Below are 26258 nucleotides of genomic sequence, written 5' to 3' on the forward strand. Positions count from 1 at the left end.
GATTTCTCATATCTCAGTGCTGATCCGAGGCCGCGTCGGCGGACAGGGCTTCGGCGATTCCGGCGCGCACGACCTTTCCGGTCGCATTGCGGGTCAACGGTGTGGTGGTGAGCCGCAAGCGCGCGGGGACCTTGTAGTAGGCGATGCGCTGTTTCGCGAACTCGATGAGTTCCTGTTCGGTTGTGGCGGAATGGCTTTCGACGACAACGAGGGCGGCGACCTGTTGACCCAGATCGTCGTCGGGCAGGCCGACGACGGCGCATTCGCGGACCGCGGGATGTTCGTCCAGGCACTGCTCGACCTCGGTCGGGTAGACGTTCTCGCCCCCGCGCAGGATGAGATCCGAACGTCTGCCGGACAAGTGGAGTCGGCCCTGTTCGAGTACGCCGATATCGCCCGTGCGCAGCCAGCGGTCGGCGGTGATGGCGGCGGCGGTCGCGGCATCATCGGCCCAGTAGCCGAGCATGACGTACGGGCTGCGCACCCAGATCTCGCCCTCCACCCCCTCGTCGACCGGCTCGCCGAGCCCATCGTGGATCTGCAGCTCGACTCCGACTACCGGGCGGCCCACGGTATCCGGGAAGGCGGCGAGTTCGGCCGGTGCCGCGATGGTCGCCGCGGTACTGCATTCGGTCATGCCGTAACTGGTCACCAGCGCGGTCTTGGCGACCGGAAGTTGTTCGCGCAGTTGCTGTTGCAGCGCGGCCGAGGACGGTGCGGAGTTGAGCGAGAAGGCGGCCAGCGATGACACGTCGTACTTCGACAGATCGACCTCGAGCAGTCGACTCGCCATGGTCGGCATGGCGCCCCAGTTGGTGATCCGCTCGCGCTCGATCAGCCGCAGTATCCGCTCCGCGTCGAACGCGCCCTGGTAGATGACGGCGGTATCGCCGGTCGCCATGCGCGGCAGCACCAGGTTGTGCAGGCTGGCGATGTGGAACAGCGGGGAGGTGAGCAGGAAGCGCCGGCCCTTCGGCCCGCCGTCGTCGACACCGCCCTGGAAGGCGGCGGCGAGTGCGTCGTTGAACCGGTGATAGTCGATGACCGCCACCAGGTTTCGATGGGTGTGCACCGCGCCCTTGGGGCGACCGCTGGTGCCGCTGGTGTAGAGGATGACCGCGGGATCGTCCTCGTCCACCGGGGCGTGCGGCGCCTCGCCGTCGCCGAATTCGGCGATCAGCGCGGGCAGATCGTGCTCCATGGTGAGCACGGGCACCTGGATATCGAGCTGCGCCACCTGCGCCGCGCGTTTCGCGTCGACGATCAGCACGGCGGGGCCGGTGTGGTCGAGGCCATAGGCGATTTCGCGCGGCATCCACCAGGCGTTGTAGCCGACCGCGATCGCCCCGAGCGTCTGCGCGGCCCAGAACGTCACCACCCATTCGGGAGTATTGGCCGCGAGAATGCCGATCCGGTCACCCTTTCCGACGCCGTAGCGCTCCCGCAGCGCCCGAGCCAGCGCATATACGGCATTCGCATGCTCGGCATACGACATCCGCCGGTCCTCGGTCACCAGGTAATCGCGATCACCCAGCGCCACCGAATTCGCGAGTACATCGCCCAGCGCACGCACCCGATCCTTGATCACCGGAATCGGTGCGCCGAGGACATCCTCGACCGTCATCTCGAACTGACCACCCGGCCCGGTCAGCTTCGCCACGGCTGCGGCCGCCATTGCTTGTGGGTCGAAAGGCTTTGTCATGGGTAGCTCTTCCTCATGGGTGCGTAGGAAATCCGGTCATCGGACTCTGTCGTCAATGCGTCGGAACGACGAGATGGGTTGGGCATCATCGTCGCCTAGGGAACGAGGACCGCGCGGCCGGTGATCAGACCGCGCTCCAGTCGATCCAAGGCTTCACGGCCGTCCGCGAGATCGAAGCGTTCGACCTCGACGGTGAGCCTGCCCGACCGGGCCAGGGCCACGGAGTTGATCAGATCGGATTTGGTGCCGCCGTAGGACTTTCGAACCGACGCACCCCACGGCCAGCCGGGTCCGCCCGCCGGTCCCGCGGTGATCTCCGGTGCGCCGCCGCCGAGTCCGATCATCCGGTACGCGCCATTGGGGGCGACCGATTCCACGGCCAGGGTCGCGGTCGCATCGACGCCGACGAAGTCGAAGACGGCATCGGCGCCGCGACCGTCGGTGCGGTCCAGGATTTCGCGTGCGGTGTCGGCACCGCCGAGCAGCCCCTCGGCCGCGCCGCACCGGGCGGCGAGGGCGAGTTTGTCCTCGCTGATATCGACCGCGATCACCTGTGCCGCGCTGGTCGCGGTGAGAATCTGCACCGCGACATGGCCGAGCCCGCCGATGCCGATGACGACCGCGACCGACCCCGGTCGCAGCTGTGCCCGAGCCCCCTCGATGGCGTGATAGCTCGACAGGGCCGCGTCGGCCAGCGGTGCGGCCTGTAGGAAATCCAGGTCGCCGATGGGCACGAAAGAGCTTGCGGGAATGCGGATGTACTCCGCCATGCCACCGTCGGGACCGAGTCCGGGACACGGCGGCATGGCGGTACGACCGGCGGCCAGACAGACATTCTCATTGCCGCTCACACACTCTCGGCACACCCCGCAGGACCAGCACAGATAGACGATGCCCCGTTCACCGGCCACCCGCCCATCGACATCGCTGCCGACCGCCTCGATGGTGCCCGCGACCTCGTGCCCGAGCGTCAGCGGTTCCTCGCGCATCTTGAACGGGATATGCAGCACATGCAGATCCGAATGGCAGATTCCGGCCGCGCCGACGCGCAGCAGCAGATCCGTCGGCCCGATCTCGGGCACCGCCACCTTGCGCAGCTCGAGCACACCCGGATCGGTGAGCTGCAATGCCCGCATCATGACCGCACCACCGAAAACACCGCGCGCAGATAGGCATTCGCGCGGTCGGAGCCGATGAGTCCCGGTGCCATCTTGTTCATGGTGTAGGCGAAGGTGACCCGGTGCTCCAGGTCGTTGACCACGATGGCGCCGCCGAATCCGGCCCACCAGCAGACCCGGCCGCCGGGGACCTCCGGTGCGGTCTGCGGCTGGGGGAGTCCGTACCCGAGTCCGAAGCGCAGCGGCAGCAGCAGCGCCAGATCCGCACCGTCGGACTGCTGTTCGAAGATCAGGTCGATGGTCTTCTCCGATAACAACCTGCGGCCGTTCAGCTCGCCACCACAGGACACCAGCGATTGCACGCGGGCCACCGAACGGGCATTGCCGTGTCCGTTCACCGCCCCGATCTCGGCCATCCGCCACGCGGCGCTATTGGCCTCCGGAATATCGAGCAACGGGCTGGTGAGCGTTTTGACCAGGATGCTCTCCTGATCGAGCGCCGCCATATCGAATTCCAGCAGCGGCGGTGGGACCAGCGGCGCGATCCGATGGTGATGTTCGGGGCCGGTGCCGATATGGAAGTCGGCGTCCAGCGGTCCCGCGAGTTCCTCGGCGAAGAACTGCCCGAGCGTGCGGCCGGTGATGCGGCGGATCACCTCGCCGACCAGATGTCCGTAGTTCAGCGCGTGATATCCGGATGCGGTGCCCGGCTCCCACCACGGCGGCTGTGCGGCGAGCCGGGCGCTGGCCGCTTCGGTGTCGTAGATATCGGCCAGCTCGATCGGCCGTGCCCAGCCCGAGACACCGGAGGTATGCCCGAGCAGGTGGCGGATCTCGATATCGGCCTTGCCGTTCGCGGCGAATTCCGGCCAGTAGTGCGCGACCTTTTGCTGGACATCCAGCTCACCGCGGTCGACCAGCAGCAGCGCGGACAGCGCGGTCATGGTTTTGCTGATGGAGAAGACATTGACCAAGGTGTCCTCGGTCCACGGCACCGTGCGCTCGAGATCCTGATGTCCGCCCCAGATATCGACGACCGGTTCGCCGTCCACCAGCACACAGACCGCCGCGCCGAGTTCCTCGCCCGAGGCGATCTGGTTCGCCAATTCCGTTCGCACACTGTGGAATTCGTCAGCGCAGAATCCTGATGTCGTCATGATGAACGGCCCCTCACGCATTCTCGAGCGCCCGGGCGGGCACCGGCAGGGCATTGCCGGCGGCGGCGGCGCGCTTTGCGCCCCTGGCCAGTTCCCGGTTCATATCGCGCACGTAGGGCTCGAATTCGACCTGGATCGTGTGCCGGGGCGAGTTGTAATACCGCCCGCTGCGGCGCTTTTCGGCCGCATCGATCTCCGCGTTCATCTGCGCCTCCGACGGCGGCAGGTACTTTCCGGTCAGATATGCCGCGACCAGCTTGCTCTGCTGTTCGGCGAAATTCACCAGGGTCGGCAGCGGTTGGGCCAGGCCGAGATAGAACAGATTGTCCACGCCCGGCTTCAGCATCTGCTTGAACAGCGGAATGCGATTCTGCTCGTCGGGCACCAGGTTCGGATCCGAGAAGAACGGGAAGCTGATGTGATAGCCGGTGGCGCAGACGATCACATCGACCTCCTCGGTGCTGCCGTCGGCGAAGCGCACCCGCGGTCCCTCCAGCGCGGTAATGGCCGGTTTGAAGGCGATATCACCGCATCCGGCGCGATGCAGGAACTCCTCGCTGGCCGAGGGATGCGCCTCGAACGGCTTGTGATCCGGCTTCGGCAGTCCGTAGAACTCCATATCGCCGCGGAACTTGCGCACGAAGCGCTGTTTGAGCTTCATGCTGACCTTGCGCGGAATCCACGGCGGCACACTCTGTTTGTCACCGACCGTGCCGTGCACATATTTCGGCAGTACCCACACCCCGCGCCGGGCCGAGACGGTCAGCTTGTCGGCGATGAAGCGCTGCGAGAGCTCGGAGGCGATATCCAGCCCGGAATTGCCCATGCCGACCACCACGACCCTCTTACCGCGCATATCGACCGGATCGAACGGATCGTTGTAGGCATGGCTGTGGATCAGCACGCCGTCGAATTCGCCGGGATAGTCGGGTGTGCGCGGATCCCAGTGGTGGCCGTTGCAGACGATCAGCGCGTCGTAGCCGCGGGTGCGGCCGTCGCTCGCGGTGACCAGCCAGCTGCCGTCTGCCTGCCGTTCGGCCGCGGTGACCTTGGTATCGAAGAGGATCTTGTCGCGGAAGCCGAAATGGTCGACATAATCGCGGAAGTACTGGAACAGCTGCGAATGATGCGGGAAATCCGGCCATTCCTCCGGGGCCGGATAATCCTCGAACGCCAACCGGAACTTACTGGTGTCGATGTGCAGCGACTGGTAGCAGGCCGACATGCCATTGGGATTCTTGAAGTACCAGTTGCCGCCGACCTCATCACTGGCCTCGAAGACATCGAAGGGAATATCGAAGTCCTGCAGGCGTTTTGCGGCGGTGATACCGGAGGGGCCCGCGCCGATGACGCAAACCCGGGGCAGATTGTGTTGAGTCAATTCAGTGGTCCTCGTCTGAAGGATTGCCGTCACCTATCGGCGGCACCGGATGCGGTGCCCGAACCATTCGCCGGCCGCCTGCGACCGCGGAGTGACGTAGGCAACAAAGTAGCACTGACTAGACTTGGTGTCTAGTGAATGGCATGATGTCTAGCGAAGCCCGTGTTCTTGGTTTTTCCGACGACCGACCCGAGGTGGCCGCACCCATGCCGACCAAGTCGAATCCGCTGAGTCTGCGCGATGAGCAGAAGTTGCAGACCCGCGCGAAATTGCTGGATGGCGCGAAAGCGCTGTTCACCGAGCGCGGCTATGCGGCGGTCCGGGTGGACGACATCGTCGCCGTCGTCGGCTGCAGCCGCGCCACCTTCTACCTGCATTTCGCCAGTAAGCAGGAGTTGCTGCGGGCCATCGCCGAACAGGGCACCGCGCCGACCGCACTGCACTTCTATGAGGATCTGGACCGGGTGCTCGATACCGGCTCGCGCGCGGAGTTCGTGGACTGGGTGACCCGGGCTATCGCGTGGTTCCAGGAATACAAGGATCTGCTGCCCGCCTGGGACGAGGCCACCGCGCTGGAGCCGGAGTTCCGCGAACTCGCCCGGCAAGGCATCCTCGCCCTGCCCAATGCCATGACCTCCTACCTCGCCCGCTGGCCCGCCGACCGTCAGGACGAGGCCCGGCTGCGCGTGGAACTGCTTGTCGCCCAACTGGAACGCTTCTTCACCCGCTGGGCCATGCAGGGCACCATCGATGTCACCGCCGACCAGGCCGCCGAGGTCCTCACCGAAATCTGGTTCCCCGCTCTACAGGCGCCCGCGACGTAGCAGCGGGTCCGGGTATCCGAGAACAAGCCCTGGCCGCGCTGATAGCTCGACGTTCGCTGGGGTTCGGAATCTTGCCTGATCCTGGGCGGATTCGGTGGTGGCCTGTGTATCTGTCGGTGGTGTGCGGCATCATCTGTGCACGCAGCCATCCACGAATACCGCTCGGAGTGCACCATGCCGTCCCCAAGAACGAAACCACAGCCGTTGTCGGACACTGAAATTCAGCAGATCGCCACGGATATCGCGGGTGGTCGCCCGCCGATGGTGTGGTTCACCGCGGCCGCGGTTGGCGTGCCGGAGGGACGGTCCGGCAAGGTGGTCGAGATCGGTGATCGATCCGAAAGCGACTTCCTGCGGGTCAAGCCGACCGGATCGAAGGATGTACTGTCCTTTTCTCCGACCGAAGTCACGTTGACCAAGCCGCCGCGGGACAAGGCGGCGACCGCTAGTCCTGCCCAGCCGAAGTCGACAACCAGGAAGGAATCCACTGTGACCCAGCCGTCGACCTTGACGACGCCCACCCCGCCGAGCCCGGCGGCGAGCCCGACCCCCGTCATACCGAAACCCGTTGCCCCCGCTGCCGAACCGGCCAAACCGGCCGCCTCAACAGGTGCCGCCAAGCCCGCGACCAAGGCAACCGCCGCCGCTCGCAGCAAGGCCAAGGCGCCGGAGGTCACGGTGACGCTCACCGGAACCGCGGACGGCGAATGGTCGGTCGATGTGGTCAGCGGCAAGAAGAAGTCCGTGCGCGGGCTGCCGGTGACCAGCTCGGCGGTGGCGCAGGCGGCCAAGGTGCTGCACCCGGAGGTGGCCGAGGTGGTGGCCGGAATCCTGGAGGCGGCCCGCGTGGTGCAGGAGTCCAAGGTGCAGCAGTTACAGGCGGAGTTAGCCGAAGCGAAGCGGCTGCTCGAGGAGCTGTCGGACTAGCCCGCGGTGCTGGCCGGAACGGATGGTGGTGCGGGCTGACCGGACCGCGATGCTGGCTGATCAAACCGCGGTGCTGGGCTGATCAAACCGCGGTGCTGGCAGACTTGCCGCTGGCATTGTGCGACCTGCCACTCGGGCGCCAGATCCGGCGACCCGAGTCGGCGGCGCCGTGGCGGGTGTCGCTGCCATGGCGCGCGTCGGCACAGTGGCGCAGATCGTCGTGGAATGCGTAGCCGAGCGAGTACTCCTTCGCGTGGTACATCGCCGAATCCGCATCCCGGATGAGGTCGTAGAGGGTGTCCTCGGGGCTGCGCGGGCTGCCGCAGGCCAGCCCGACGCTCGCGGTAATGGGGATTTCGCCCGCGCTCAGCTCGAATGGCCGAACGAAGGCGCCGAGTAGTCGTTCCGCGAGCATGGCCGCCTCCTGCCGCTCGAGTGGCGCGAGCACCACGAATTCGTCGCCGCCGTAGCGGGCCACCACATCGCCGCGCCGAATGACGCGCCGGATCCGGGATGCCGCATTCGCGATCAGCTCATCACCGACCGCATGGCCATAGCTGTCATTGACCATCTTGAAGCCGTCGAGATCGATGAACAGCAGACACAATGGCTGCTCGATCCAGTGCTCGTGGTTGCGATTCAGCGCGCGCAGCAGGGCGGACCGGTTGAGCAATCCGGTGAGCATATCGTGATCGGCCTGGTACTGAGCGCGCCGCTCACTGCGCGCACTGCGCACGATGGCCCGTTCGCTGCGCACCAGCACGCCGATGAGCAGCAGCGCGCACAGCGAGGAGACCACAGCCCGATCCAGGGTGTCCAGGCTGGTGCCGACCACCGGAACCAGTGAGGCAACGATCAACGCGACCGCGATGAAACTGGCCCGCTGCCGCGAGTGATGCGGGTGGATGCGCCGGGGCGCACCGAGGGTCGCCATGGTCGGATGCAGGGCCGCGACACCGACGATCAGGTAGGCGAGCAGCAGTGGTGCCAGCAGCATCTCGTGTCCGAAGGGTGCGTTGCCGACGGTGTCGAGGCTGTAGCCGAGATCGCCGATGAGCACCGCGATCAGGCCGACGTGCAAGAGGCGCAGCGAGGTCTCCGACCGGGTCGCGGTCGCCATCGAATGTGCGACCAGGGTCAGCAGCAATGCGTCCAGTACCGGATAGGTCGCGGCAACCAGGGTGTTCACGGTGGTGTCGTGCGATTGCAGGATCGGTGAGATCAGGAAGGTCCACGAGGCCAGCAGTGCGCCGAGCCCGATGAGTGCGGAGTCGAGCAGCAGGTCGTAGTCGGCCCGGACCTGACGCGGGCGCAGCCACAGCGTCGCGGCCACACCGAGGCCGAAATAGCCTGCGAGAGTGAACAGGTCGTCGATCGGGTGCATCCCGTGATAGTCGATCTCGCGGGTGGTCGTGCCCATGGCGAACAGCACCGCCGAGGCCGAGAGCAGATACCAGGGCAGCGGCCGCTCGGGTCGGTGCCGCCGCAGGCCGATGCCGATCATGGTGAGCGCACCGATCACCACGGCGGCCATGGTCAGCAGCGACAGCGGCCGCTGATCGGCGAGGAGCAGTACCGCGAGCCCGATCGCGATAACCACGAGAAGTACTGTGCACCACCACATTTCGCTGCGGTGCCGGGTGGTTGTCGACTGCTCTTCGCTGACTGTCATCAGCCCCCCTTGGTCGCTCCATCCCCAGTGAACCGCGCCGCGTAGTAGGTCTGCGAATCCTCCACCGCGACTTCGACGTTCGCCTGTTGCTCATCGAGCACCGCTCGAATGCTGTCGGCGAAGGAAAACCGAGTGTTGTTGTACGAGCAGATGTCCCAACCGACCGCAGCGCGCTCGGCCACCAGTACCTGGACAACTGATTTGATCATGGCATGGAACGCGGCGCCTTGTCGGGCACTTGGCGCAACAAGGGTGAAACCCGCGTAGTAGATCGCATCGCGCGCCGCGTACTCGGGATAGCGGGCGGCGAAGTACTCCGGACTGATCCACGGCACGGTCTCGAGATGTTTGGTCAGCGTCGTCACCCCGATGGGTTCGCCGGTCGCGGCGCGCGCGACATGTTTGGCGACCCGCGGATCGACCATCTCCGCGCGGAATTCGGAACGGTGCAGGACCTGTCTGGCAATGGCCTTGCTCCGCAGCGGGCCGAAGGCCTCCTCGTAGAGCCGGTGGAACATCTCGATTCGGTCGTCCGGAATGCGCGATTCGATGGTGACGTGCAGCCCACCCGCCCCCCGACCACCACCTCCGATCGAATCGCTGCGCGCTACCGCCGTCATCGCTGCCCCCACGGGGTGGTGTGGTACGCGGCGAGCACCAGCGCGCAGGTCGGCATGCCATCGGAGCGGGCTTCGGTGGTGCACAGTTGGATCGGGCCGAATCGCGCCGGCCGGTTGCGGGTCATATCGGTCAGACTGGATCGGATCAGTCGCGCGACCTCCGCCGCGGTTTCGGCCTCGTGTTCGACGAAAAGTCCGGCGCCGGAACCGTCGTCGCGCAGTACCCAGCCGATGCCAGCGCTGGCCCGCTCACCCGCCGCATGCGCGTGCTGCGCGGCGTAGACACAGTAGAGCCGATCTCCCCAGGGGATCGGCTTGCGCACCCGACCGGTGCGGGCCAAGGTCGCACGCGGCGGAATGACCGATGACAGGCGAATCAAGTTGGCATCACCTACTCCCAGGTCACGCAGTGCCGCATCGAAGGCCGACATAGCCGTCGGGCCCGCCCCGGTCGCCGCGCCGATCTCGATCGTCAGTGGAGCTCCGGAGTCACGCTGATCGTCGCGATCCGGCCTGCCCATGGGCGGGAGTAGTCGATCGATCCACTGCAGCCCGAGTAGGCCGCTGCGTGGGGTCGTGTGAATCATAATGCCCTCCCGAAACCGTCGGCCGATTTTTTAGGCCGGTATTGCGTCAAATTCGACTGTGCGTCAAGAAGATCGATCGCGCATCCGCGTCGACCGAAGGCCGTGCTCGCGCGGCGTGTCTCGTAGGGTGTGGTTCCGGTGGTTGCTGGGATGACAGGCGTGGGCACTGGCGAGATGGCGAAGTGAGGAATTTCGTGCCGAAGTGGGTGGCGCCCGGGCGGGTCAATATCATCGGTGAGCACACCGATTACAACGACGGATTCGTGCTGCCCATCGCATTACCGCTGGTAGTCGAGTGTGCGGCCGAGGTCCGCAGAGACGGACTGGTGCGGGTGGCATCGCGGCAGCGCCCCGGTGAGGTGGTGCTCATCGAGCCGGGTGACCTTGGCGCGGAACGGGATCGGCTGCCGCCGTGGGCGCGGTATCCGCTGGGCGTTGTGTCCGAATTCGGGCGGCACGGGTATCCGGTCGACGGGGTCGATCTCGAACTGGACGGCGCGGTGCCGATCGGTGCGGGCCTGTCCTCCTCGGCCGCGTTGTCGTGTGCGGTGGCGGTCGCCCTGCGAGAGCTGTTCGCGCCCAGCGTCACCGATCGTGAGTTGATCGATATCGCGCGTACCGCCGAGAACGACTACGCGGGAGTGCCGACGGGGGTGCTCGATCAGTCCGCCTCGATCCTGTGCCGGGAGGGGCACGCGCTCTTCCTCGACGTTCGTGATTTTCGCAATGCGGCGAGCCGTGGCGGTGGCTACGAACAGATTCCGTTCGACCTGAACCGGTTCGGTTTGGAACTGCTCGTGATCGATACGGGGCAGCCGCACGCGTTGGTCGACAGTGGTTACGCCACCCGGCGCGCCGAGTGCGAGGCGGCGGCCGCGGAACTCGGCGTATCCGCATTGCGCGATGTCGATTCGATCGCGGCGCTCGATCGGATCGCCGACCCGGTACTGCGGCATCGGGCTCGACACGTCGTCACCGAGAACGCGCGAGTACTGGCGGTTGCCGAAAAATTGCGGGCTGGTGCGGATCCACGCGAGATCGGACCGATTCTCACCGCGGCGCACGAATCGCTGCGTGCTGATTTCGCCGTGTCCACACCAGCTCTGGACACGGCTGTCGCGGCGGCGCTGGCCACCGGGGCGCACGGTGCGCGCATGGTCGGCGGCGGGTTCGGCGGCAGTGTCATCGCGCTCGTCGATCGCGATGACACCGCGACGGTCGCCGAAGCGGTGCGAAACCGGTTCGCGCGATCGGGTTTCGACGCACCACGTACCTTCGTGGTGCTGCCGGGCGCTGGCGCCCACCGCCTCGACTGAGCAACCGATCGGACGATACATCCGACCTTTGTGCGTGATTGTGCCGCGCGGGTGCGGCACAATCACGCACAGTAGAACGCACGACTGGCTCGACGCCCGGTTTCACGCCTGGAGGGACGACGCTGTGCTGCTTGCCGATTCAACCGTTTTCACAGCAGCGCCGGATACCGTCTCGGTGCAGGCCTCGTCGACGCTGCGCCTGGACGCGCAGCCCGTGGACTATGCGCTGGTCGCGCTGTATTTCCTCTTCGTACTCGGCATCGGTCTGCTGGCCAGGCGGCGGGTCTCGTCGAGTATCGACTTCTTCCTGTCCGGCCGATCGCTGCCCGCGTGGGTGACCGGACTGGCCTTCATCTCCGCCAATCTCGGCGCGGTCGAGATCATGGGCATGTCGGCCAACGGCGCCGAATACGGCTTCCCGACCTTCCACTACTTCTGGATCGGCGCGGTGCCCGCCATGCTGTTCCTCGGTGTGGTGATGATGCCGTTCTACTACGGCTCCAAGGTGCGCAGTGTGCCGGAGTTCATGCGGCGGCGCTTCGGCACCGGCGCACATCTGGTCAACGCGCTGAGCTTCGCGATCGCGCAGGTGCTCATCGCCGGGGTGAATCTGTACCTGCTCGGTTCCATCCTGAATGTGCTGCTCGGCTGGCCACTGTGGGTCTCGGTGATCGTCGCGGCCGTGATCGTGCTCTCCTACATCACCCTCGGCGGATTGTCCGCGGCGATCTACAACGAGGTGCTGCAGTTCTTCGTCATCGTCGCCGCGCTGCTGCCGCTGACCCTGGTCGGCCTGCACAAGGCGGGTGGCTGGCCAGGGTTTCGGGACAAGGTGACCGCATCGCCGGGCGGTGCCGAACAGTTGGAGTCCTGGCCGGGCACCGCGCTCAGTGGGTTCTCCAATAACTTCCTCTCCGTGGTCGGCATTGTGTTCGGCCTCGGATTCGTGCTCTCGTTCGGATACTGGACCACCAACTTCGTCGAGGTGCAGCGCGCGCTGGCCACGCATTCCATTTCCGCCGCCCGGCGCACCCCGATCATCGGCGCGTATCCGAAGATGTTCATTCCATTGATCGTGGTGATTCCCGGCATGATCAGCGCGGTGCTGGTGCCGCAGATGCGCGAGTACAAGGCGGCGGTGACGGCCGATCCGAACTTCTCCGGTGATGATGTCACCTACAACCAGGCGCTGCTGTATTTGATGAAGGATGTGCTGCCCAACGGGCTGCTCGGTGTCGGGCTCGCCGGATTGCTCGCGGCGTTCATGGCCGGGATGGCCGCCAATATCTCCGCCTTCAATACGGTGTTCAGCTATGACCTCTGGCAGCAGTATGTGCGCCGGGATCGGCCGGACGGCTACTACCTGACCGTGGGCCGGCTGGCCACGGTCGGTGCGACCGTCGCGGCGATCGGAACCGCCTTCATCGCGGGCAATTTCAGCAATATGATGGACTACCTGCAGACGCTGTTCAGCTTCTTCAACGCGCCCTTGTTCGCGACCTTCATCCTGGGCATGTTCTGGAAACGGATGACGCCGACGGCGGGTTGGATGGGGCTGGTCTTCGGAACCCTCTCGGCCATTGTGGTTTTCATCCTGCACAAGACCGATGTGTTCGAAATGTCGGGCCAGGGGTCGAGTTTCGTCGCGGCCGGTGTCGCCTTCGTCGTCGATATCGCCGTCAGCGTCGCGGTCACTCAGGTGACCACATCGAAGCCGGATGCCGAACTCGTCGGGCTCGTCTATTCGGAGACGCCGAAACAATTGCGCCACGATCCGGACGAGGCCGGCCTGCCCTGGTATCAGCGTCCGGTGCTGCTCGCGGGCATTGCCCTGGTTCTGGTCATCGCCCTCAATATCATCGTCGGATAAGGAGGCCAGCCGATGCTTTTCGATATCCGCACCATCGTCGGCGCACTGCTCGGCAGTTACGCCGTCATCTTGATCGTGACCGGGCTGGTGCACAATACCGCCGCCGAGCAGGCCAAGACCGGCGGCGTGAATGTGAACGTCTGGGCCGGCGTCGGCATGGGGGCGGTGGCGCTCGCCTTCCTGGTCTGGGTGCTGTTGCGGCCGGTGTCCGTCCCGGCCGAGACCGGTGCGCCTGCCGCCGACGGGGATTCGCCACCCGAGTCCTGACCGGCGCGGATCGGTGATCTTGGAGTGCTACGGTCGAAACATCCGTGATGCCGCGCAGGAGATGGTCATTGAGTCACGAAACCAACGGATCCGACCGCGCCGGGAATCGGCCGTTTCCATTGCCGGCGACGCCGATCCATGTGCCCGATGAGGTGCTCACCGATCTCCGCCAGCGACTCGCCCTGACCCGCTGGCCCGACGACGCGGGCAATGACGACGGATACTACGGCGTCGATCGCCGCTACCTGCAGGAACTCGTCGAGTACTGGCACAGCGAATACGACTGGCGCAAGGCCGAAGCCGCGATCAACGCCTACGAGCACTATCGCGTCGAAGTCGACGGTGTCCCGGTGCACTTCATGCGCAAGCCCGGCGTCGGCCCGAATCCGATACCGCTGATCCTCACCCACGGCTGGCCGTGGACGTTCTGGCACTGGTCCAAGGTCATCGACCCGCTCGCCGATCCGGGCGCCTACGGCGCCGACCCCGCCGAAGCCTTCGACGTGATCGTCCCGTCGTTCCCCGGTTTCGGCTTCTCCACCCCGCTGCCGAACAACCCGGATATGAATTTCTGGAAGGTGGCCGATCTCTGGCACACCTTGATGACCGAAACCCTCGGCTACGACAGGTACGCCGCGGCAGGCTGTGATGTCGGCGCACTGGTCACCGGCCAACTCGGCCACAAGTACGCCGATGAGCTCTACGCCATCCACATCGGCTCCGGCCAGAAACTGACCCTGTTCAACGGCGACCGGGCCTGGGATCTCACCGGCGGCCGCCCCATCCCGGACGGCCTGCCCGCCGACGTCTACGCCCGAATTATCGAATTGGAGCACCGCTTCGGCGTCCATCTCGCCGCCCATGTGCTCGAATCGAGCACCCTGGCCTTCGGCCTGTCCGACTCACCCGCCGGCATGCTCGCCTGGATACTCCAGCGCTGGATGAAGTGGAGCGACGACGGCGGCGATATCGAAACCGTCTTCCCCAGGGACGATCTGCTCACCCACGCCATGATCTTCTGGGCCACCAACTCGATCGGCACCTCGATCCGTACCTACGCCAATAACAACCGCTACCCCTGGACCCCGTCGCACAACCGCCACCCGGTCATCGAGGCCCCTACCGGCATCACCTTCGTCGGCTACGAAAACCCACCCGGCGTCACCACCGACCAACGGGTCGACAACTTCGTCGCCAGCGACCGCGGCCCCTGGTACAACCACGTCAACCTCACCGCCCACGACCGGGGCGGCCACTTCATCCCCTGGGAGATTCCGGACCTCTGGACCGAAGACCTCCGCCGCACCTTCCGCGGCCGCCGCTGACAACCCGAATACCCTGCGACAGAGCGTATTTCACCCGTATCGCCGATCTGCGGTCATAATCCGATGGAATCGGCCCGGCTTGGCGCCCCGCTGGGCAAGGTAAGACGGGTCGTCGATGCATACACCTATCGCTGAGTCGTCGGCAGCATCAGCGCCACCCGATCGCCGTACCGGATACCCCCGTCCGCGCAGCAGCGCCGCCACCCCCGCCGTCCGATTCGCCAGTTCGGTGTAGGTCATCGTTGCCGTACTGAAGCGCAGCGCGGGCCGATGCGGGTGGCGTTGTCCAGAATTCAGCAGATTCGCGGTCAGCATCGGTCATCGCCGATACCGTGCGAACGTGCGCTCGATCACGCCGAAATCGTCGCATCGGCGGGCGCGGTAACCCATGGGTGCACGGGACAAGGCCGCGGTCGTCGCGGGCGGCAGCGTGTCTCGAGCGCATGCCCCCGCCCAATTGTCTTGGGTTCCAGGAGTCGTCGAGACGGCAGTATCCTCCGACGGGCATGAGTTCCGGACCGAGAGGGTGCATCGATGTCGTCACCGATATCGGGAATCGTGGCCTGGGCGGTGATCGGCTACCTCGCGGTGGGGCTGGCGGGTTGGTTATGGGTCGTCCGCGGCACCGATGCCGATCGGTTCGACAACCAGATGGGCCGGCTGGTAATCCACATGGGCCTGTGGTGCATCGTGGCCCTGCTGATGTACCGGTGCGCGTCGACGCCGACCATCGATGACCCGGCGAATCAGCTTGCCCTGGGCTGCGTTCTGATGACCACCACGCACCTGTACAGCATCGGTCGGCTCGTCAGCGCCGATCCCGAGCCGGATATCGTATGGCGCAACCAGCGCAACGCCGGTCTCGTCGCCTTGGCCGCGACGGCCTCGATAGTCCTGACCGCGGCGTCGACCAGATACTCGGGACGAACGGTCGACCTGCGCCGCACGGGGGATGCACTGGGCATCGGTTGCGCCTTCGCCGTACCACTCACCTACAACACGTTCGTCTTCGCCCGCAGCTGCCTCGGTGCAGTCCGCGATATCGATACGCCGCGCGCGGCGCGGATCGTGTCTTTCGGCATGATCGGCACAACTGCGGTTATCTGGGGCGCGCAGGCACTCTCGCTTTCCCAGCTGGCCACCGGATGGCCCGACGGACCACAACTGTCGCTGGTCCCGGCTGCGTTCACGCTGTTCGTCGCGACCGGTTCGACGCTGCTCGCGGTACCGCTGGTCGCGGAGCTGGTGCTGCGAGCGGGTATGGATCGCGCCACCAGAACCTGCCGTCGGCTGCTGCCGCTGTGGCGTGATCTCACCGCGGCCGTCCCGGAGATCGTCATGCCCGCCGACGCGCGGCACGGCTCGGATCCGGCCACCCGGCTACTGCGGATGACTGTGGAGATCCGCGACGCAATGCTCCACCTGGGCGCTTACCTCCCAGCCGAAGCCGATGAAACGCAACGCGATACCGTGCCAGAGCCCGAATGGAACCGGGGGATCACCGATTACGCCCATCGGCTGAGTCGGGCGGCGCAGGCCAGAAAGGCGGGCCTGCCGCCCGCTGGCACCGGTGCACCACCACCCTTGCCCTTGGGCGCGCACGATTTCGACGCCGAACTCGCACTCCTGATCGACCTGGCCCGCATCTGGCCGCAGGCCAAGGCCGCGGTGGAATGAGCCGATCGCGCAGCGCGCGCGGGTGGATCGCCGGTCGCCATCGGGGGGTATCCCATGACGTTTCGGACGCACCGTCTGGGGCCGCCGCTAGCGTGCTCAATGAGTGCACCGCCCGATCGCTATCGGGCGGTGCACTGTCTTTCGTTGTGCCGCAGACTACTTCGCCGGTGCGTTGAAGGGCTGGCCGAGCGTGGTGAAGTACTGGATCGCGGCACCGATCGCGACCGGTGCGGTCACCAGGATCTGACCCGCGAGCACACCGAGCGCGCCGATCGCGACGATGCCGCCGACGCAGCCGACCGCGGCGGCCGGAATGAACGGACCGAAGAGGCCGACGATGGTGGCCGACGCGACCGTCGCACCGGCGATACCGCCGAGCACGCAGCCGACAGCGCCGCCGCCGATGCCGCCCACCAGGGTGCCGATGGTGGCGCCCATGCTGATGGTGCTGGTCATGCGAGACCAGGCGGCCTGTTCACGGTCGTACTCGGTCTTCCACGGCGCCTTGTCCTCGAAGGGCAACGCGACCGGCTTGTAAGTCGCGTGCGCCATATCGAACTGCGGCGTGAGAGTCGCTGTGCGGTCGGTGATATCGGCCGCTATCGGGAATTCGAAGTCGTCGACCCGGAAAATCAGCGGCGTGCCCGCGACGGTAGTTCCATTGGCGGCCTTGATCTTCAGCGCGCCTTCCTCGATGACCAGCGAGCCACCATCAGTGGTAATGATCGACTGGGTGTCGGTGGTGTCGGCGGTGAAGTTGATCGGGGCGTCCTCGATCGGCGCGGCGTAGCTCGCACCGGCGGACATACCCACCGCGGTTGTCATGAACGCGGCGGCCAGGGCGAACTTGGTGATCTTCATGAGATGGGTGAATCCTTTGTCTTGAACAGCTCGAGGCATGGCGATACAGCGGCCGTACCTCTGACGTTCGGTAGGTCGAATTGGTAACTGCCGGAGCCCCTCACGCCCCGGCGGTATTCGGCTATGCCGTGGCGCGGCCGCGTGCGATCAGGCCGACGATGACATCGACGGCGAGGAAGGCGAGCAGGCTCAGCCCCACCAGTGGGACGAACCACCCGACGACCAGCGCGGCCGCCACAATCGGCAGCGCCAGCCACGGCGAGGTTCGGCGCAATGCGCCGCGCCGGGGTGCACGTCCGATGGCCGGGCGCGACGAACCACGGGTCGGCCGCCGCTTCCACCACATCAGGTAGCCGAGCACCAGCACGGCGATCAGCCCGATCATCACGACCAGCAGCAGCAACTGATTGAGCAGCCCGAACATCAGGCCCATGTGGAACTGGATGCCCCAGTTGGTGAGCTTGGCCATCAGCGGCCACTCGGCGTAGGGCAATGTGCCGGTGATCGAGCCGGTGGCGCCATCGACGGCGACCGCGTCGACGGTGTAGGTGCCGGACATGCGCCGCTCCTTCACCGCGAAAGCCACACCGGGCTCGGCCGGAATGCTGATCTCCGCGCCCTGGGTTATGCCGTTGGCGCGGGCCGCCGCATATACCGCGTCGAGTTGCGCGATCCGGGTCGGCGTGTCGACCGGCGCGTGCGCGTGTTCGCCGCCACCGTGGTGATCGCCCCCGGAGTGTTCGGTGGCAGTCGCGCCCGGCAGCGCGGTGCTCACCGCGGGGGTGGTCCAGCTCAGCTGCTGGCGCAGTTCGGTGATGTTCTCACCCGCATGGGTCGACCAGGTCATGCCGGTCGCCGAGAGCAGCAGGATCACCGGCATGATCCAAACTCCGACGACGCCATGCCAATTCATCAACCGGCCGCGACCCTTCTGGGCGCTGTCCGGTGCCAGCAGCCAGGCCGCCGAGTTCCGGTTGCGACGGTTGCGGACCCTGCGGATCCACAACACCAGACCGGCCAGGGCGACAACCCACAGCCAGGAGGCGGCGAGTTCGCTGTAGATGCGTCCCGGCTCACCGAGGTGCAGATCCCGGTGCAGCCTATCGATCCAGGTGCGCAGCGGAAGCGCACCCGAGCTGCCATAGACGACATCGGTGCCGACCGGCTGCGCGGTATACGGATCCACGAAGACGGCGCGACGTTCGGATTCGCCGAGTGACGGATCATCGAACAGCACGCGAGTGGTGTCATCGGCCTCGGGTGCCGGAGCCACCGCGACCAGCCTCAGCGTGGGCTGGGTGGCGACTGCCGCGGTGACCTGTTCGGACAGCGGCCGCATCGGACCAGTCGGCTCGACCTTCAACAGATCGTGCGAGGTTATCGATTCCAAGGTCGGGGAGATCGCATAGAGCGCTCCGGTGACCGCTGCGATAAGGATGAACGGTGCGATGAAAATGCCCGCGTAGAAATGCAGCCGCATGGCCAGGGGATAGAGGCCAGTGCGCGGCCGATTGGTCGTTTCCTTTGCCGGATCCGCTGATTCGGCATCCGGTGGACTGATGTCCGTAATGCTCATGGTGATTCGTTTCTGGAGTTCGGAGGCACCCGGAATCGGCCGTCGTCGACGAGGGCCGTCGGAATCCACCGAACGCCGTCATCGCGGCGATTCGCCGGAATTCATGACGGGCAGCGGATCCCGGCGTTTCGCCGGGCGCGAAGAGCGCCGCGCAACAACGGATGCGATCGATAGCAGTGCTGATCGGTGCACCGTTGAACAACGGAATCGATGTCACACGGTGATGTGAGATCTCGTCCGCGGAAAGGTATGTGCGCGGGTGACGGCGACGCACGAGCGGAGCCCGTGCACCGGGTAAAGGAGAATCAGTAACCGAACACCAGCGGCGGGCCACGCGTGCGCAGCGAGTCCGCCGCGAAAATCCGCAGAATGACGCGATCGCGATGGGGCAGGCGCAGCGGCACCGGCCCCGGAATCGCGGGCGGGTGATAGCGCAGCGGCAGCACTCGGGACAGCACGGCACAGCCGATCCGATACGCGGCTTCCGCGCCTCGGATCACCATTGCCGCAACGATGGCCGCGAGAATGTGCGCGGCCAACATCCCGGGACTGAGCTGGACATCGCCGTGCTGCATATGCCCCGAGCTCCACCCCATGGTGAGGTGGCCGTGCAGCTGACCGATGGCCAGCACCATGACCAGCCCGATCGAGCTGTGGCGCAGCGATGCGATACCGGCGACGAGCGCACCGACGACGGCCGCGGTGGCAGCGAGCAGTGCCAGGGTGGTACCGCTCGGCGCCATACCGCCGGACGCCCACCCATGTGCGGCAACGGATATGGCCCCGGAGATCGAACCGGCACATGCGCCGCGCACCCGCGCGACGGCGCTGCGTTGCCCCGCAGCGGCCGGGCCGAACTCGATACTCACGCGCTGATGATAGCTGACGAATTACCGGCCGATCGCCACCCCGGCCGATCGCCGAAATCCATGGGATGCATCGAGTTTCCAGGTGGAAGAAATGCGAAAGCCGCACACCTCCGGATATCCGTACGAATTCCGCGGCCGGGAAATCGAAGGTGTGCGGCCCCGAGTTCGAATCAGCTTGCGTCGATTTCCATTTCGATCAGCGGCTTGCGCAGCAGCTTGCCGGTCGCATTGCGGGGCAGTTCGTCGAGGAAGATCACCTCGCGCGGCACCTTGTAACGCGCCAGATTCGCCTTGACGTAATCCTTGATCTCCTGCGCGTCGCGCTTGGAGTCCGGACCGGGAACGACGAAGGCACGCAACCGCTTTCCGAATTCGCGATCGTCCACGCCGACCACGGCCGCCTCGAAGATATCGTCGCGGCCCGCGATGAGGTTTTCCACCTCGAGTGGGAAGACGTTCTCGCCACCGGAGACGATCATGTCGTCGTCACGGCCATCGATGTAGAGCAGGCCCTCGGCATCGAAATGTCCGACGTCACCGCTGGACATCATGCCGTCCACGATCTCCTTGGTGCGGCCGTCGGTGTAGCCGGTGAAGGCGAAACCGTTGTCGACGAAGATGGTGCCGGTCACATTGGGCTCGGTGATCGGCTTGCGGTTCTCATCGAGCAGCACGATCCGGATGCCGACCGGCGCCTTGCCCGCGGTGGTCGGGGCCTTGCGCAGATCCTGCGGGGTCGCGACGGTCATGACCGCGCATTCGGTGGAGCCGTACAGGTTGTAGAGACTGTCACCGAAGTAGTCGAGGGTGCGGGTGACGACATCGGGTGCGATGGCCGAGCCCGCCGCGAAGATCACCTTGATACTGCTCGGGTCGTACTTGGCCAGCACCTCGTCGCCGAGATCGAGGATGCGCTGCAACATGGTCGGGACCACGACCAGCGAATCCGCCTTGTACTCGGTGATATTCGCGAGGGTGCGTTCGGGATCGAAGCGGCGCTGCTGGAAGATCACCCGGTTGCCGAGCGCCAGACCGAGGGTGAACTGCGAGAGGCCGGTGCCGTGGAAGATCGGCGCGGCCATGATCATGGTGCCGTTGTTCGGCAGCGGCACCCGGTCGACGAACTGGGCCGAGGCGAACGGGCTGACCCGATCGCGCGGCGCGCCCTTCGGGGTGCCGGTGGTGCCGCTGGTCAGGATGACCATGCCACCCGGCTTGGCGGGCGCGGGCATCGGTTCGGTCGAGCGGCCCGCGATCAGCGATTCGATGGTCGGCACCGATGGATCGACATTGTCCTTCTCGTCGACCCAGGTGAGCACGCGGGGGATATCGGCGGGAATCGCGCTCATCAGATCGAGGAATTCGCTGTCGTGCAGTACGGCCTTGACGCGCTCGCGCTCGGCCACATCAGCGAACTGGGGCTTGGCGAAGCCGGTATTCATCAGCACGGTGCGGACGCCGAGTTTGCCGGTCGCGAGCAGGCTCAACACCATGCCGCGGTGATCGCGGGCCAGCAGGGCGACCACGTCACCAGGCTCGAGGCCCTGCGCTGCGAGCCCACGCGCGAGCGCGCTCGATTGCTCGTTGAGTTGGCCGAAGGTCACCTCGCCGCGTTCGTCGACAATGGCGGCCGCGCCCGGCCTGGTCTGTGCCGCATGCATGACGACACCGGCGAACGGGCCGAACTTCAGCACGTTGAATGCGGACCGGGCCGCATGATCGGGCCGCAGCGGATTGAACAGCCGCCGCTTGACCATGACGTTCACGCCTTGGGCTAAATCGCCCGCCTTCCGAACGGAGTCATTCAACGCAGGCAGAGATAGAGACATTCGACAACGCCTTCCGCAGTCCGCCCACCGGGACCGGGGGTGGTGTGGACCGCAACTTCGAGATCCAGTGCTGTCGCTAACAATAGCAAGCATCTGTGACCTGGTGTGTCATGTATCTCATCGGCCCGGGCGCGCCCGGGCTCATCTTCCGTCGGAAGCGTGAAACGCGCCGGTACGCCCCGGTTTTCGCCGGGGCGGCCGCGTTCGGCTAAGCCTTGACGTCGTACTCGACGAGGACCCGGCGCAGCAGTTTGCCCGTGGGGTTGCGCGGAAGATCGTCGAGGAAGATGACCTCGCGGGGCGCCTTGTAGCGGGCCAGATTCTCCTTGACGTAGGTCTTGATCTCCTCACCATCGGGGGAGTGCCCCGGCTCGGGGACCACGAAGGCGCGCAGGCGCTTACCGAACTCGACATCGTCGACGCCTACCACCGCCGCGTCGAAGACGTCCGGACGCTCCAGCAGCAGGTTCTCCACCTCCTGCGGGAAGACGTTCTCACCGCCGGAGACGATCATGTCGTCATCGCGGCCGTCCACCATCAGCAGGCCGTGCTCGTCGAAGTGACCGACATCGCCGCTGGACATATAGCCGTCGATGATCTGCTTATGCCTGCCGTCGGTATAGCCCTCGAAGGGCGCGCCGCTGCGGACAAAGATGCGCGCGGTGGTGTTGATCGCGCTGACCTGCTTGTCGTTATCGTCGTAGAGCCGGACCTCGCAGGTGATCGGCGCGCGGCCCACGGTGCCGGGTGCCAGCGCCAGATCCTCCGGATTCGCGACGGTGGCGACGGCGCATTCGGTCGATCCGTACAGGTTGTACAGGACCGGGCCGAAGACCTGGGTCGCCTTGATACACAGCTCCGGTGCGAGCGCCGAACCCGCGAGCAGAATGCATTTCAGCGAGGTGGTGTCGTATTTGGCGCGGATCTCCGGTGCCAGTTCGGTCATCCGGTGCAGCATGGTCGGCACCGCGACCAGCATCTCGGCCTTGTGATCGGCCACCATCTTCAGTGTGGCCTCGGCGTCGAAGCGACGGCGCACCACCACTTTGTTGCTCATCGCGGAGGCGACCAGGTACGTGCCTAGTCCGGTGCTGTGGAAGATCGGCGAGACGATGACCTGAGTTCCCCGGATCGGGAACGGGATTCGGTCCACCATCTGCGCGGTGGCCAGCGGGGTGACCTTGCTGCGCGGTGCGCCCTTGGGCAGGCCGGTGGTGCCGCTGGTGAGGATGACGAAGCCGCCCGGCTTGGACGGCGCGGGCAGGTCCGCGGTCGAGTTGGCGGCGATCAGATCATCGAGAGTCTTGGCGCCCTCGGGCAATTCGGTGCCCTCGTCGACCCAGGTGAGGTAGCGCGGGAGATCGGTGGGCAGCGCGTCGAGCAGGCCGAGGAACTCGCTGTCGTGCAGGACCGCCTTGACCTTCTCGCGCTCGCAGACCTCGGCGAACTGCGGCTTGGCGAATCCGGTGTTCATCAGTGCGACCCGCACGCCGAGTTTTCCCGCGGCGGCCATGGCCAGGATCAGGCCGCGGTGGTCGCGCGCCAGCACACCGACCACGGACCCCTCGGTCAAATTCGCCTGCCGCAGCCCGCGCGCGATCGCGGTCGACTGCTCGTCCAGCTGCCGATAGGTCAGTTCGCCGCCCTCGTCCACCAGTGCGGGGGCATCGGGCGCGACCCGGGCCGAATGCCGGATCAGCGTCGCCTGCGGCCCATAGACCTGCGATTCCTTCGCCGTCCGCAGCGTTTCCAGCGGTTTCGTGGGATCGCTGACCCCGCGTGACCGCAGCACTCCCAGCGCCTTCACAACCTCGAGCGCATGCGCCAACTTCATCGTCGAACACCTCCACAAGGAACTCGCGTCGGCCCTCGACCTAGCGATATCGAACGGGCGTTTATGTCGCACCAACCGTATCAGTGGCTGTGTCGGGCATCACAGATTGCGGTCGAATCGCACTCGTCCGCCAGATCTCGATCGTCATCGGCGCGCGGTCGCCAATGCGACCAACAGTGGCACCACGCGGTTCGGGGGAACTTCGAAGCGGCCGTTGCCCACGGTGTGCAGCCAGCCGGTGGCGGCCAGTTGGCGCAGGTGATGGTAGATCTGACCGGAGGAGCCGGACTCGTCGAGGTCGGTGAGCTCGGCCGCGGTTCTGCTGCCGCGAAGGATCTCCCGCAGAATGCGCAGGCGGACCGGACTGCCGAGGGCGGCAAGGCATTCGGCGGCATCGTCCCAGTCGTAGGCAACGATGTCATCGGTGCCGAACTGGACCTGCCAGTCGAACTGTTCCGCACTGGGTAGTCGGCCCGAACCGGCGAACATCACCCCGCCATTGCTCTCGTCTGCATCCGCGAACTCTTGATGAAGCCGCCGCAGCGCCCACCCGCCCTGTGGGGCGGACCCGATCGCCTGTCTGTTGCCATCCCGGACAAGGTCCTTGGCCGCGCGTCGGCGTTCGAGTTTCGCTAGTCGGTCTTCCACGCTCACGAGGGCAAACTAACGGAGTCATTAATTGCTGGCAATGGCTGAGCACAGACCGGTGTGAAGCAAGAGCCCGGCACGGAAGTCCATGCCGGGCTCGAGTGCCGGGGTCAGTTGTAGACGGCCCCGAAGGACGGGATGGAGATGGTGGCCAGCTTGTACTGGAAACCGTCCGGGTTGGCATCGCTGACCGGAACGGGCCAACGATGCCACAGTGTTCCGTAGACCGCGGCGACGACCAAGCCGCTACCGATGTCGAGGGTGCGGGTGCGGATGGTCGTGTCGACCGTGGCGTCATTGTGCTCGGTGAGCGTCTCGGTGCCGCTGCGGCCGTTGGACAGGTTGATCCACATCACCTGAAGCTTGGCGCCATCTTGGATCGGGGAGATCGTGCCCGGGCCGCCGAAGAATCCGAATCGGAACCCGTCGTACCCGAGGGCGATACCGGACCCGTAGACGCCCGGTCCGTCACCGCGCCCGATATCGGATTGCGCTGGCATCTGGAACGGCTGCGCCGGCAATGCCACCTGCGTGACAACCTGTCCGGTGGCCAGCAGCCGGTCCACGGCCTGCTCGGCCGCAGGATTGCCGCGGGCCGCCGACCGCAGCTGCTGTACACCCGCGTTCCAGTCGATCGCCACCGGTTCGGCAGCGGCATGACCACAGAAAACAGTTGCGAATGCGGTGGCGGCCGCGAGTGCGGCGGTGAAGCGACGTATCAAACCCAGTCTGTGCATAACCAGTCTCCTTGCGGGGTCTTGGTACAGCTCGATGGCAGTCGTCCGCTGAACGATCGCAGCCAAGATACCGGTCGCTACTTTGCGGGCGATCTGTGGCACCCGATATCTGGGCGGTCCGGCGATCGTGTTGGCGCAGCACGATGACGATCTGATCCCGATGCACTGCGACCGGGGAAACCAAAAACCGGTGCCGGTCCACCAACGGACCGACACCGGTTTCCTTGTCCGACTTCCTATTTCAGCTCGGCGCTGGTCTTGCCGAGTACTCGGCGCGCGACGATGAGCTGCTGGATCTGCTGGGTGCCTTCGAAGATGTCGAGGATCTTCGAGTCACGGCCCCACTTTTCGAGCAGGGTGCGCTGGGAATAGCCGATGGCACCGGCCAATTCGACGGCCTTCAGGGTGACATCGGTGCCGGTGCGACCCGCCTTGGCCTTGGACATGGAGGCCTCCAGCGAATTCGGCTTCTTATTGTCGGCCATCCAGGCCGCGCGCAGGGCGAGCAGATAGGCGGACTCGTAATCGGCTTCCATGCGCAGGAATTCGGCAGCCGCGGCGTGCTGGTTATTGGCCGGGATGTCATAGGAGATCTCGACACCGGCTTCGGTCAGGATGGTGCGCAGTTCCTCGAGCGCCGCCCGTGCGACACCGATCGCCATGGCCGCGACCAAGGGACGGGTGTTGTCGAAGGTCTGCATGACCCCGGCAAAACCCTTCTCCACATTGACTTCCGGGCTGCCGAGGATGTTGTCCTTCGGAATCCGGCAGTCCTGCAACAGCAGTACCGCGGTATCGGAGGCCTTGATGCCGAGCTTGTGCTCGAGCCGGGCCACCGAAAGACCCGGAGCGTCGCGGGGCACGACGAACGACTTGATCGCGGCGCGGCCGAGGCTGCGGTCCACCGACGCCCACACCACGATGTGGGTGGAGCGCTGGCCCGCTGTCACGAAGATCTTCTCGCCGTTGAGCACCCACTCGTCGCCATCGAGCACGGCGGTGGTGGTGACGGCGGCCGAGTCGGAGCCGAAGGACGGTTCGGTGATCGCCATCGAGGCCCACACCTTGCCGAAACGCTTCAGCTGCTCGTCGGTGGCGACGGCCGCGATGGCCGCGTTGCCGAGACCCTGATAGGGGATGGAGAGCATCAGGCCGACATCGCCCCAGGAGGTCTCCAGCGCGTTCAGCAGCGCGGACATATTGCCGCCGTTGGTATTTCCGAGCAGTTCGGTGGCGTGCTCGTCGGTATCGGAGCGGCCACCGGCCGCGCCGCCGATCTTCTGGGTGCCGGAGTCGGCCAGCCCCTCGACCATGGCGGCCATGGTGTCGAGTTCGACCGGGTACTCGTGCTCGCCGAGGTCGTACTTGCGCGAGATCGGCCGGAAGATCTCCTGGGCGACCTGATGGGCCTGATTGGCGCTGGCCCGCAGCTTCTTCGGGAGTTCGAGATTGATCATGGAA

General features: G+C 65.8%; 22 protein-coding genes. 7 read left to right on the forward strand and 15 right to left on the reverse strand.

The features are described 5' to 3' along the window. Positions 1 to 13 precede the first annotated feature (13 nt). The 4 genes from ACQP2D_RS09055 to ACQP2D_RS09070 all read right to left on the reverse strand — a co-directional run bounded on the left by ACQP2D_RS09055 (position 14) and on the right by ACQP2D_RS09070 (position 5358). The gene (locus ACQP2D_RS09055) at positions 14 to 1702 is read right to left on the reverse strand and encodes a class I adenylate-forming enzyme family protein (protein ID WP_433683254.1); all 1689 of its coding nucleotides are present in this window, start codon (positions 1700 to 1702) and stop codon (positions 14 to 16) included. A gap of 95 nt (positions 1703 to 1797) precedes the next feature. After that, positions 1798 to 2838, reverse strand: a complete 1041-nt coding sequence (locus ACQP2D_RS09060) for an NAD(P)-dependent alcohol dehydrogenase (RefSeq protein ID WP_433685591.1) — start codon at positions 2836 to 2838, stop codon at positions 1798 to 1800. After that, positions 2838 to 3977 (reverse strand): serine hydrolase domain-containing protein, encoded by a 1140-nt coding sequence (locus ACQP2D_RS09065; RefSeq protein ID WP_433683255.1) that lies wholly within the window; start codon positions 3975 to 3977, stop codon positions 2838 to 2840. The genes ACQP2D_RS09060 and ACQP2D_RS09065 overlap by 1 nt, the downstream gene beginning before the upstream one ends. Before the next feature lie 13 nt (positions 3978 to 3990). Further along, positions 3991 to 5358, reverse strand: coding sequence for a flavin-containing monooxygenase (locus tag ACQP2D_RS09070; protein ID WP_433683256.1), 1368 nt, complete (start codon positions 5356 to 5358; stop codon positions 3991 to 3993). A gap of 206 nt (positions 5359 to 5564) precedes the next feature. Between ACQP2D_RS09070 and ACQP2D_RS09075 the strand changes: the two genes are divergently transcribed. Together ACQP2D_RS09075 and ACQP2D_RS09080 are read left to right on the forward strand one after the other, a co-directional pair. Beyond that, positions 5565 to 6182, forward strand: a complete 618-nt coding sequence (locus ACQP2D_RS09075; protein ID WP_433683257.1) for a TetR/AcrR family transcriptional regulator — start codon at positions 5565 to 5567, stop codon at positions 6180 to 6182. A 204-nt stretch (positions 6183 to 6386) separates the two neighbouring features. After that, positions 6387 to 7109 carry a DUF6319 family protein gene (locus tag ACQP2D_RS09080; RefSeq protein WP_433683258.1) on the forward strand — a complete coding sequence of 241 codons (723 nt, stop codon included), beginning with the start codon at positions 6387 to 6389 and terminating at the stop codon, positions 7107 to 7109. A gap of 82 nt (positions 7110 to 7191) precedes the next feature. Here the strand turns inward: ACQP2D_RS09080 and ACQP2D_RS09085 are convergent, their stop codons facing one another. The 3 genes from ACQP2D_RS09085 to ACQP2D_RS09095 are packed head-to-tail and all read right to left on the reverse strand — an operon-like array spanning position 7192 to position 9988. Continuing rightward, complete coding sequence (locus tag ACQP2D_RS09085) at positions 7192 to 8781, reverse strand: diguanylate cyclase domain-containing protein (protein ID WP_433683259.1); 1590 nt, start codon at positions 8779 to 8781, stop codon at positions 7192 to 7194. Next, positions 8781 to 9401 carry a hypothetical protein gene (locus ACQP2D_RS09090; RefSeq protein WP_433683260.1) on the reverse strand — a complete coding sequence of 207 codons (621 nt, stop codon included), beginning with the start codon at positions 9399 to 9401 and terminating at the stop codon, positions 8781 to 8783. Before ACQP2D_RS09090 ends, ACQP2D_RS09085 begins: the two co-directional genes overlap by 1 nt. After that, complete coding sequence (locus ACQP2D_RS09095) at positions 9398 to 9988, reverse strand: pyruvoyl-dependent arginine decarboxylase (RefSeq protein ID WP_433683261.1); 591 nt, start codon at positions 9986 to 9988, stop codon at positions 9398 to 9400. Before ACQP2D_RS09095 ends, ACQP2D_RS09090 begins: the two co-directional genes overlap by 4 nt. A gap of 194 nt (positions 9989 to 10182) precedes the next feature. On the opposite strand from ACQP2D_RS09095, the gene galK reads away from it, so the two are divergent. From galK to ACQP2D_RS09120, 5 genes are all read left to right on the forward strand, one after another. Beyond that, entirely contained in the window at positions 10183 to 11304 is a 1122-nt protein-coding gene (gene galK, locus ACQP2D_RS09100; protein ID WP_433683262.1) for a galactokinase, read from the forward strand. Positions 11305 to 11479: 175 nt separating this feature from the next. Then, complete coding sequence (locus ACQP2D_RS09105) at positions 11480 to 13174, forward strand: sodium:solute symporter family protein (protein ID WP_433685592.1); 1695 nt, start codon at positions 11480 to 11482, stop codon at positions 13172 to 13174. 12 nt (positions 13175 to 13186) lie between these two features. Next, on the forward strand, positions 13187 to 13441 hold the full coding sequence (locus ACQP2D_RS09110; protein WP_433683263.1) for a hypothetical protein: 255 nt from the start codon (positions 13187 to 13189) through the stop codon (positions 13439 to 13441). A gap of 68 nt (positions 13442 to 13509) precedes the next feature. Further along, the gene (locus ACQP2D_RS09115; protein WP_433683265.1) at positions 13510 to 14766 is read left to right on the forward strand and encodes an epoxide hydrolase family protein; all 1257 of its coding nucleotides are present in this window, start codon (positions 13510 to 13512) and stop codon (positions 14764 to 14766) included. A 534-nt stretch (positions 14767 to 15300) separates the two neighbouring features. Then, the gene (locus ACQP2D_RS09120; protein WP_433683266.1) at positions 15301 to 16443 is read left to right on the forward strand and encodes an MAB_1171c family putative transporter; all 1143 of its coding nucleotides are present in this window, start codon (positions 15301 to 15303) and stop codon (positions 16441 to 16443) included. 156 nt (positions 16444 to 16599) lie between these two features. Here ACQP2D_RS09120 and ACQP2D_RS09125 read toward each other — a convergent pair whose 3' ends face one another. From ACQP2D_RS09125 to ACQP2D_RS09160, 8 genes are all read right to left on the reverse strand, one after another. Next, positions 16600 to 17304: a hypothetical protein gene (locus ACQP2D_RS09125; protein WP_433683267.1), complete on the reverse strand. Its 705-nt coding sequence runs from the start codon at positions 17302 to 17304 to the stop codon at positions 16600 to 16602. 121 nt (positions 17305 to 17425) lie between these two features. Continuing rightward, positions 17426 to 18880, reverse strand: coding sequence for a PepSY-associated TM helix domain-containing protein (locus tag ACQP2D_RS09130; RefSeq protein ID WP_433683268.1), 1455 nt, complete (start codon positions 18878 to 18880; stop codon positions 17426 to 17428). Between the two features lie 305 nt (positions 18881 to 19185). Further along, positions 19186 to 19749, reverse strand: a complete 564-nt coding sequence (locus ACQP2D_RS09135; protein WP_433683269.1) for a hypothetical protein — start codon at positions 19747 to 19749, stop codon at positions 19186 to 19188. Positions 19750 to 19919: 170 nt separating this feature from the next. Then, positions 19920 to 21578, reverse strand: coding sequence for an acyl-CoA synthetase (locus ACQP2D_RS09140; protein ID WP_433683270.1), 1659 nt, complete (start codon positions 21576 to 21578; stop codon positions 19920 to 19922). Between the two features lie 208 nt (positions 21579 to 21786). After that, a complete protein-coding gene (locus tag ACQP2D_RS09145; protein WP_433683271.1) occupies positions 21787 to 23412 on the reverse strand; it encodes an acyl-CoA synthetase in 1626 nt (541 codons plus the stop codon). 144 nt (positions 23413 to 23556) lie between these two features. Further along, the gene (locus tag ACQP2D_RS09150) at positions 23557 to 24066 is read right to left on the reverse strand and encodes an ArsR/SmtB family transcription factor (protein WP_433683272.1); all 510 of its coding nucleotides are present in this window, start codon (positions 24064 to 24066) and stop codon (positions 23557 to 23559) included. A gap of 104 nt (positions 24067 to 24170) precedes the next feature. Continuing rightward, positions 24171 to 24797, reverse strand: a complete 627-nt coding sequence (locus ACQP2D_RS09155) for a hypothetical protein (protein ID WP_433683274.1) — start codon at positions 24795 to 24797, stop codon at positions 24171 to 24173. 236 nt (positions 24798 to 25033) lie between these two features. Beyond that, on the reverse strand, positions 25034 to 26254 hold the full coding sequence (locus ACQP2D_RS09160; protein WP_433683275.1) for an acyl-CoA dehydrogenase family protein: 1221 nt from the start codon (positions 26252 to 26254) through the stop codon (positions 25034 to 25036). Between the last annotated feature and the right edge of the window lie 4 nt (positions 26255 to 26258).

It is taken from the genome of Nocardia sp. CA-119907 (genome assembly GCF_050955995.1).
GTDB lineage: Bacteria > Actinomycetota > Actinomycetes > Mycobacteriales > Mycobacteriaceae > Nocardia.

Coding starts and splice junctions, on each gene's coding strand:
- ACQP2D_RS09060 (WP_433685591.1), bottom strand. CDS start 2,838: ATGCGGGCATTGCAGCTCACCGATCCGGGTGTGCTCGAGCTGCGCAAG.
- ACQP2D_RS09120 (WP_433683266.1), top strand. CDS start 15,301: ATGTCGTCACCGATATCGGGAATCGTGGCCTGGGCGGTGATCGGCTAC.
- ACQP2D_RS09085 (WP_433683259.1), bottom strand. CDS start 8,781: ATGACAGTCAGCGAAGAGCAGTCGACAACCACCCGGCACCGCAGCGAA.
- ACQP2D_RS09125 (WP_433683267.1), bottom strand. CDS start 17,304: ATGAAGATCACCAAGTTCGCCCTGGCCGCCGCGTTCATGACAACCGCG.
- ACQP2D_RS09090 (WP_433683260.1), bottom strand. CDS start 9,401: ATGACGGCGGTAGCGCGCAGCGATTCGATCGGAGGTGGTGGTCGGGGG.
- ACQP2D_RS09065 (WP_433683255.1), bottom strand. CDS start 3,977: ATGACGACATCAGGATTCTGCGCTGACGAATTCCACAGTGTGCGAACG.
- ACQP2D_RS09155 (WP_433683274.1), bottom strand. CDS start 24,797: ATGCACAGACTGGGTTTGATACGTCGCTTCACCGCCGCACTCGCGGCC.
- ACQP2D_RS09140 (WP_433683270.1), bottom strand. CDS start 21,578: ATGTCTCTATCTCTGCCTGCGTTGAATGACTCCGTTCGGAAGGCGGGC.
- ACQP2D_RS09055 (WP_433683254.1), bottom strand. CDS start 1,702: ATGACAAAGCCTTTCGACCCACAAGCAATGGCGGCCGCAGCCGTGGCG.
- ACQP2D_RS09095 (WP_433683261.1), bottom strand. CDS start 9,988: ATGATTCACACGACCCCACGCAGCGGCCTACTCGGGCTGCAGTGGATC.
- ACQP2D_RS09075 (WP_433683257.1), top strand. CDS start 5,565: ATGCCGACCAAGTCGAATCCGCTGAGTCTGCGCGATGAGCAGAAGTTG.
- ACQP2D_RS09145 (WP_433683271.1), bottom strand. CDS start 23,412: ATGAAGTTGGCGCATGCGCTCGAGGTTGTGAAGGCGCTGGGAGTGCTG.
- ACQP2D_RS09160 (WP_433683275.1), bottom strand. CDS start 26,254: ATGATCAATCTCGAACTCCCGAAGAAGCTGCGGGCCAGCGCCAATCAG.
- ACQP2D_RS09110 (WP_433683263.1), top strand. CDS start 13,187: ATGCTTTTCGATATCCGCACCATCGTCGGCGCACTGCTCGGCAGTTAC.
- ACQP2D_RS09130 (WP_433683268.1), bottom strand. CDS start 18,880: ATGAGCATTACGGACATCAGTCCACCGGATGCCGAATCAGCGGATCCG.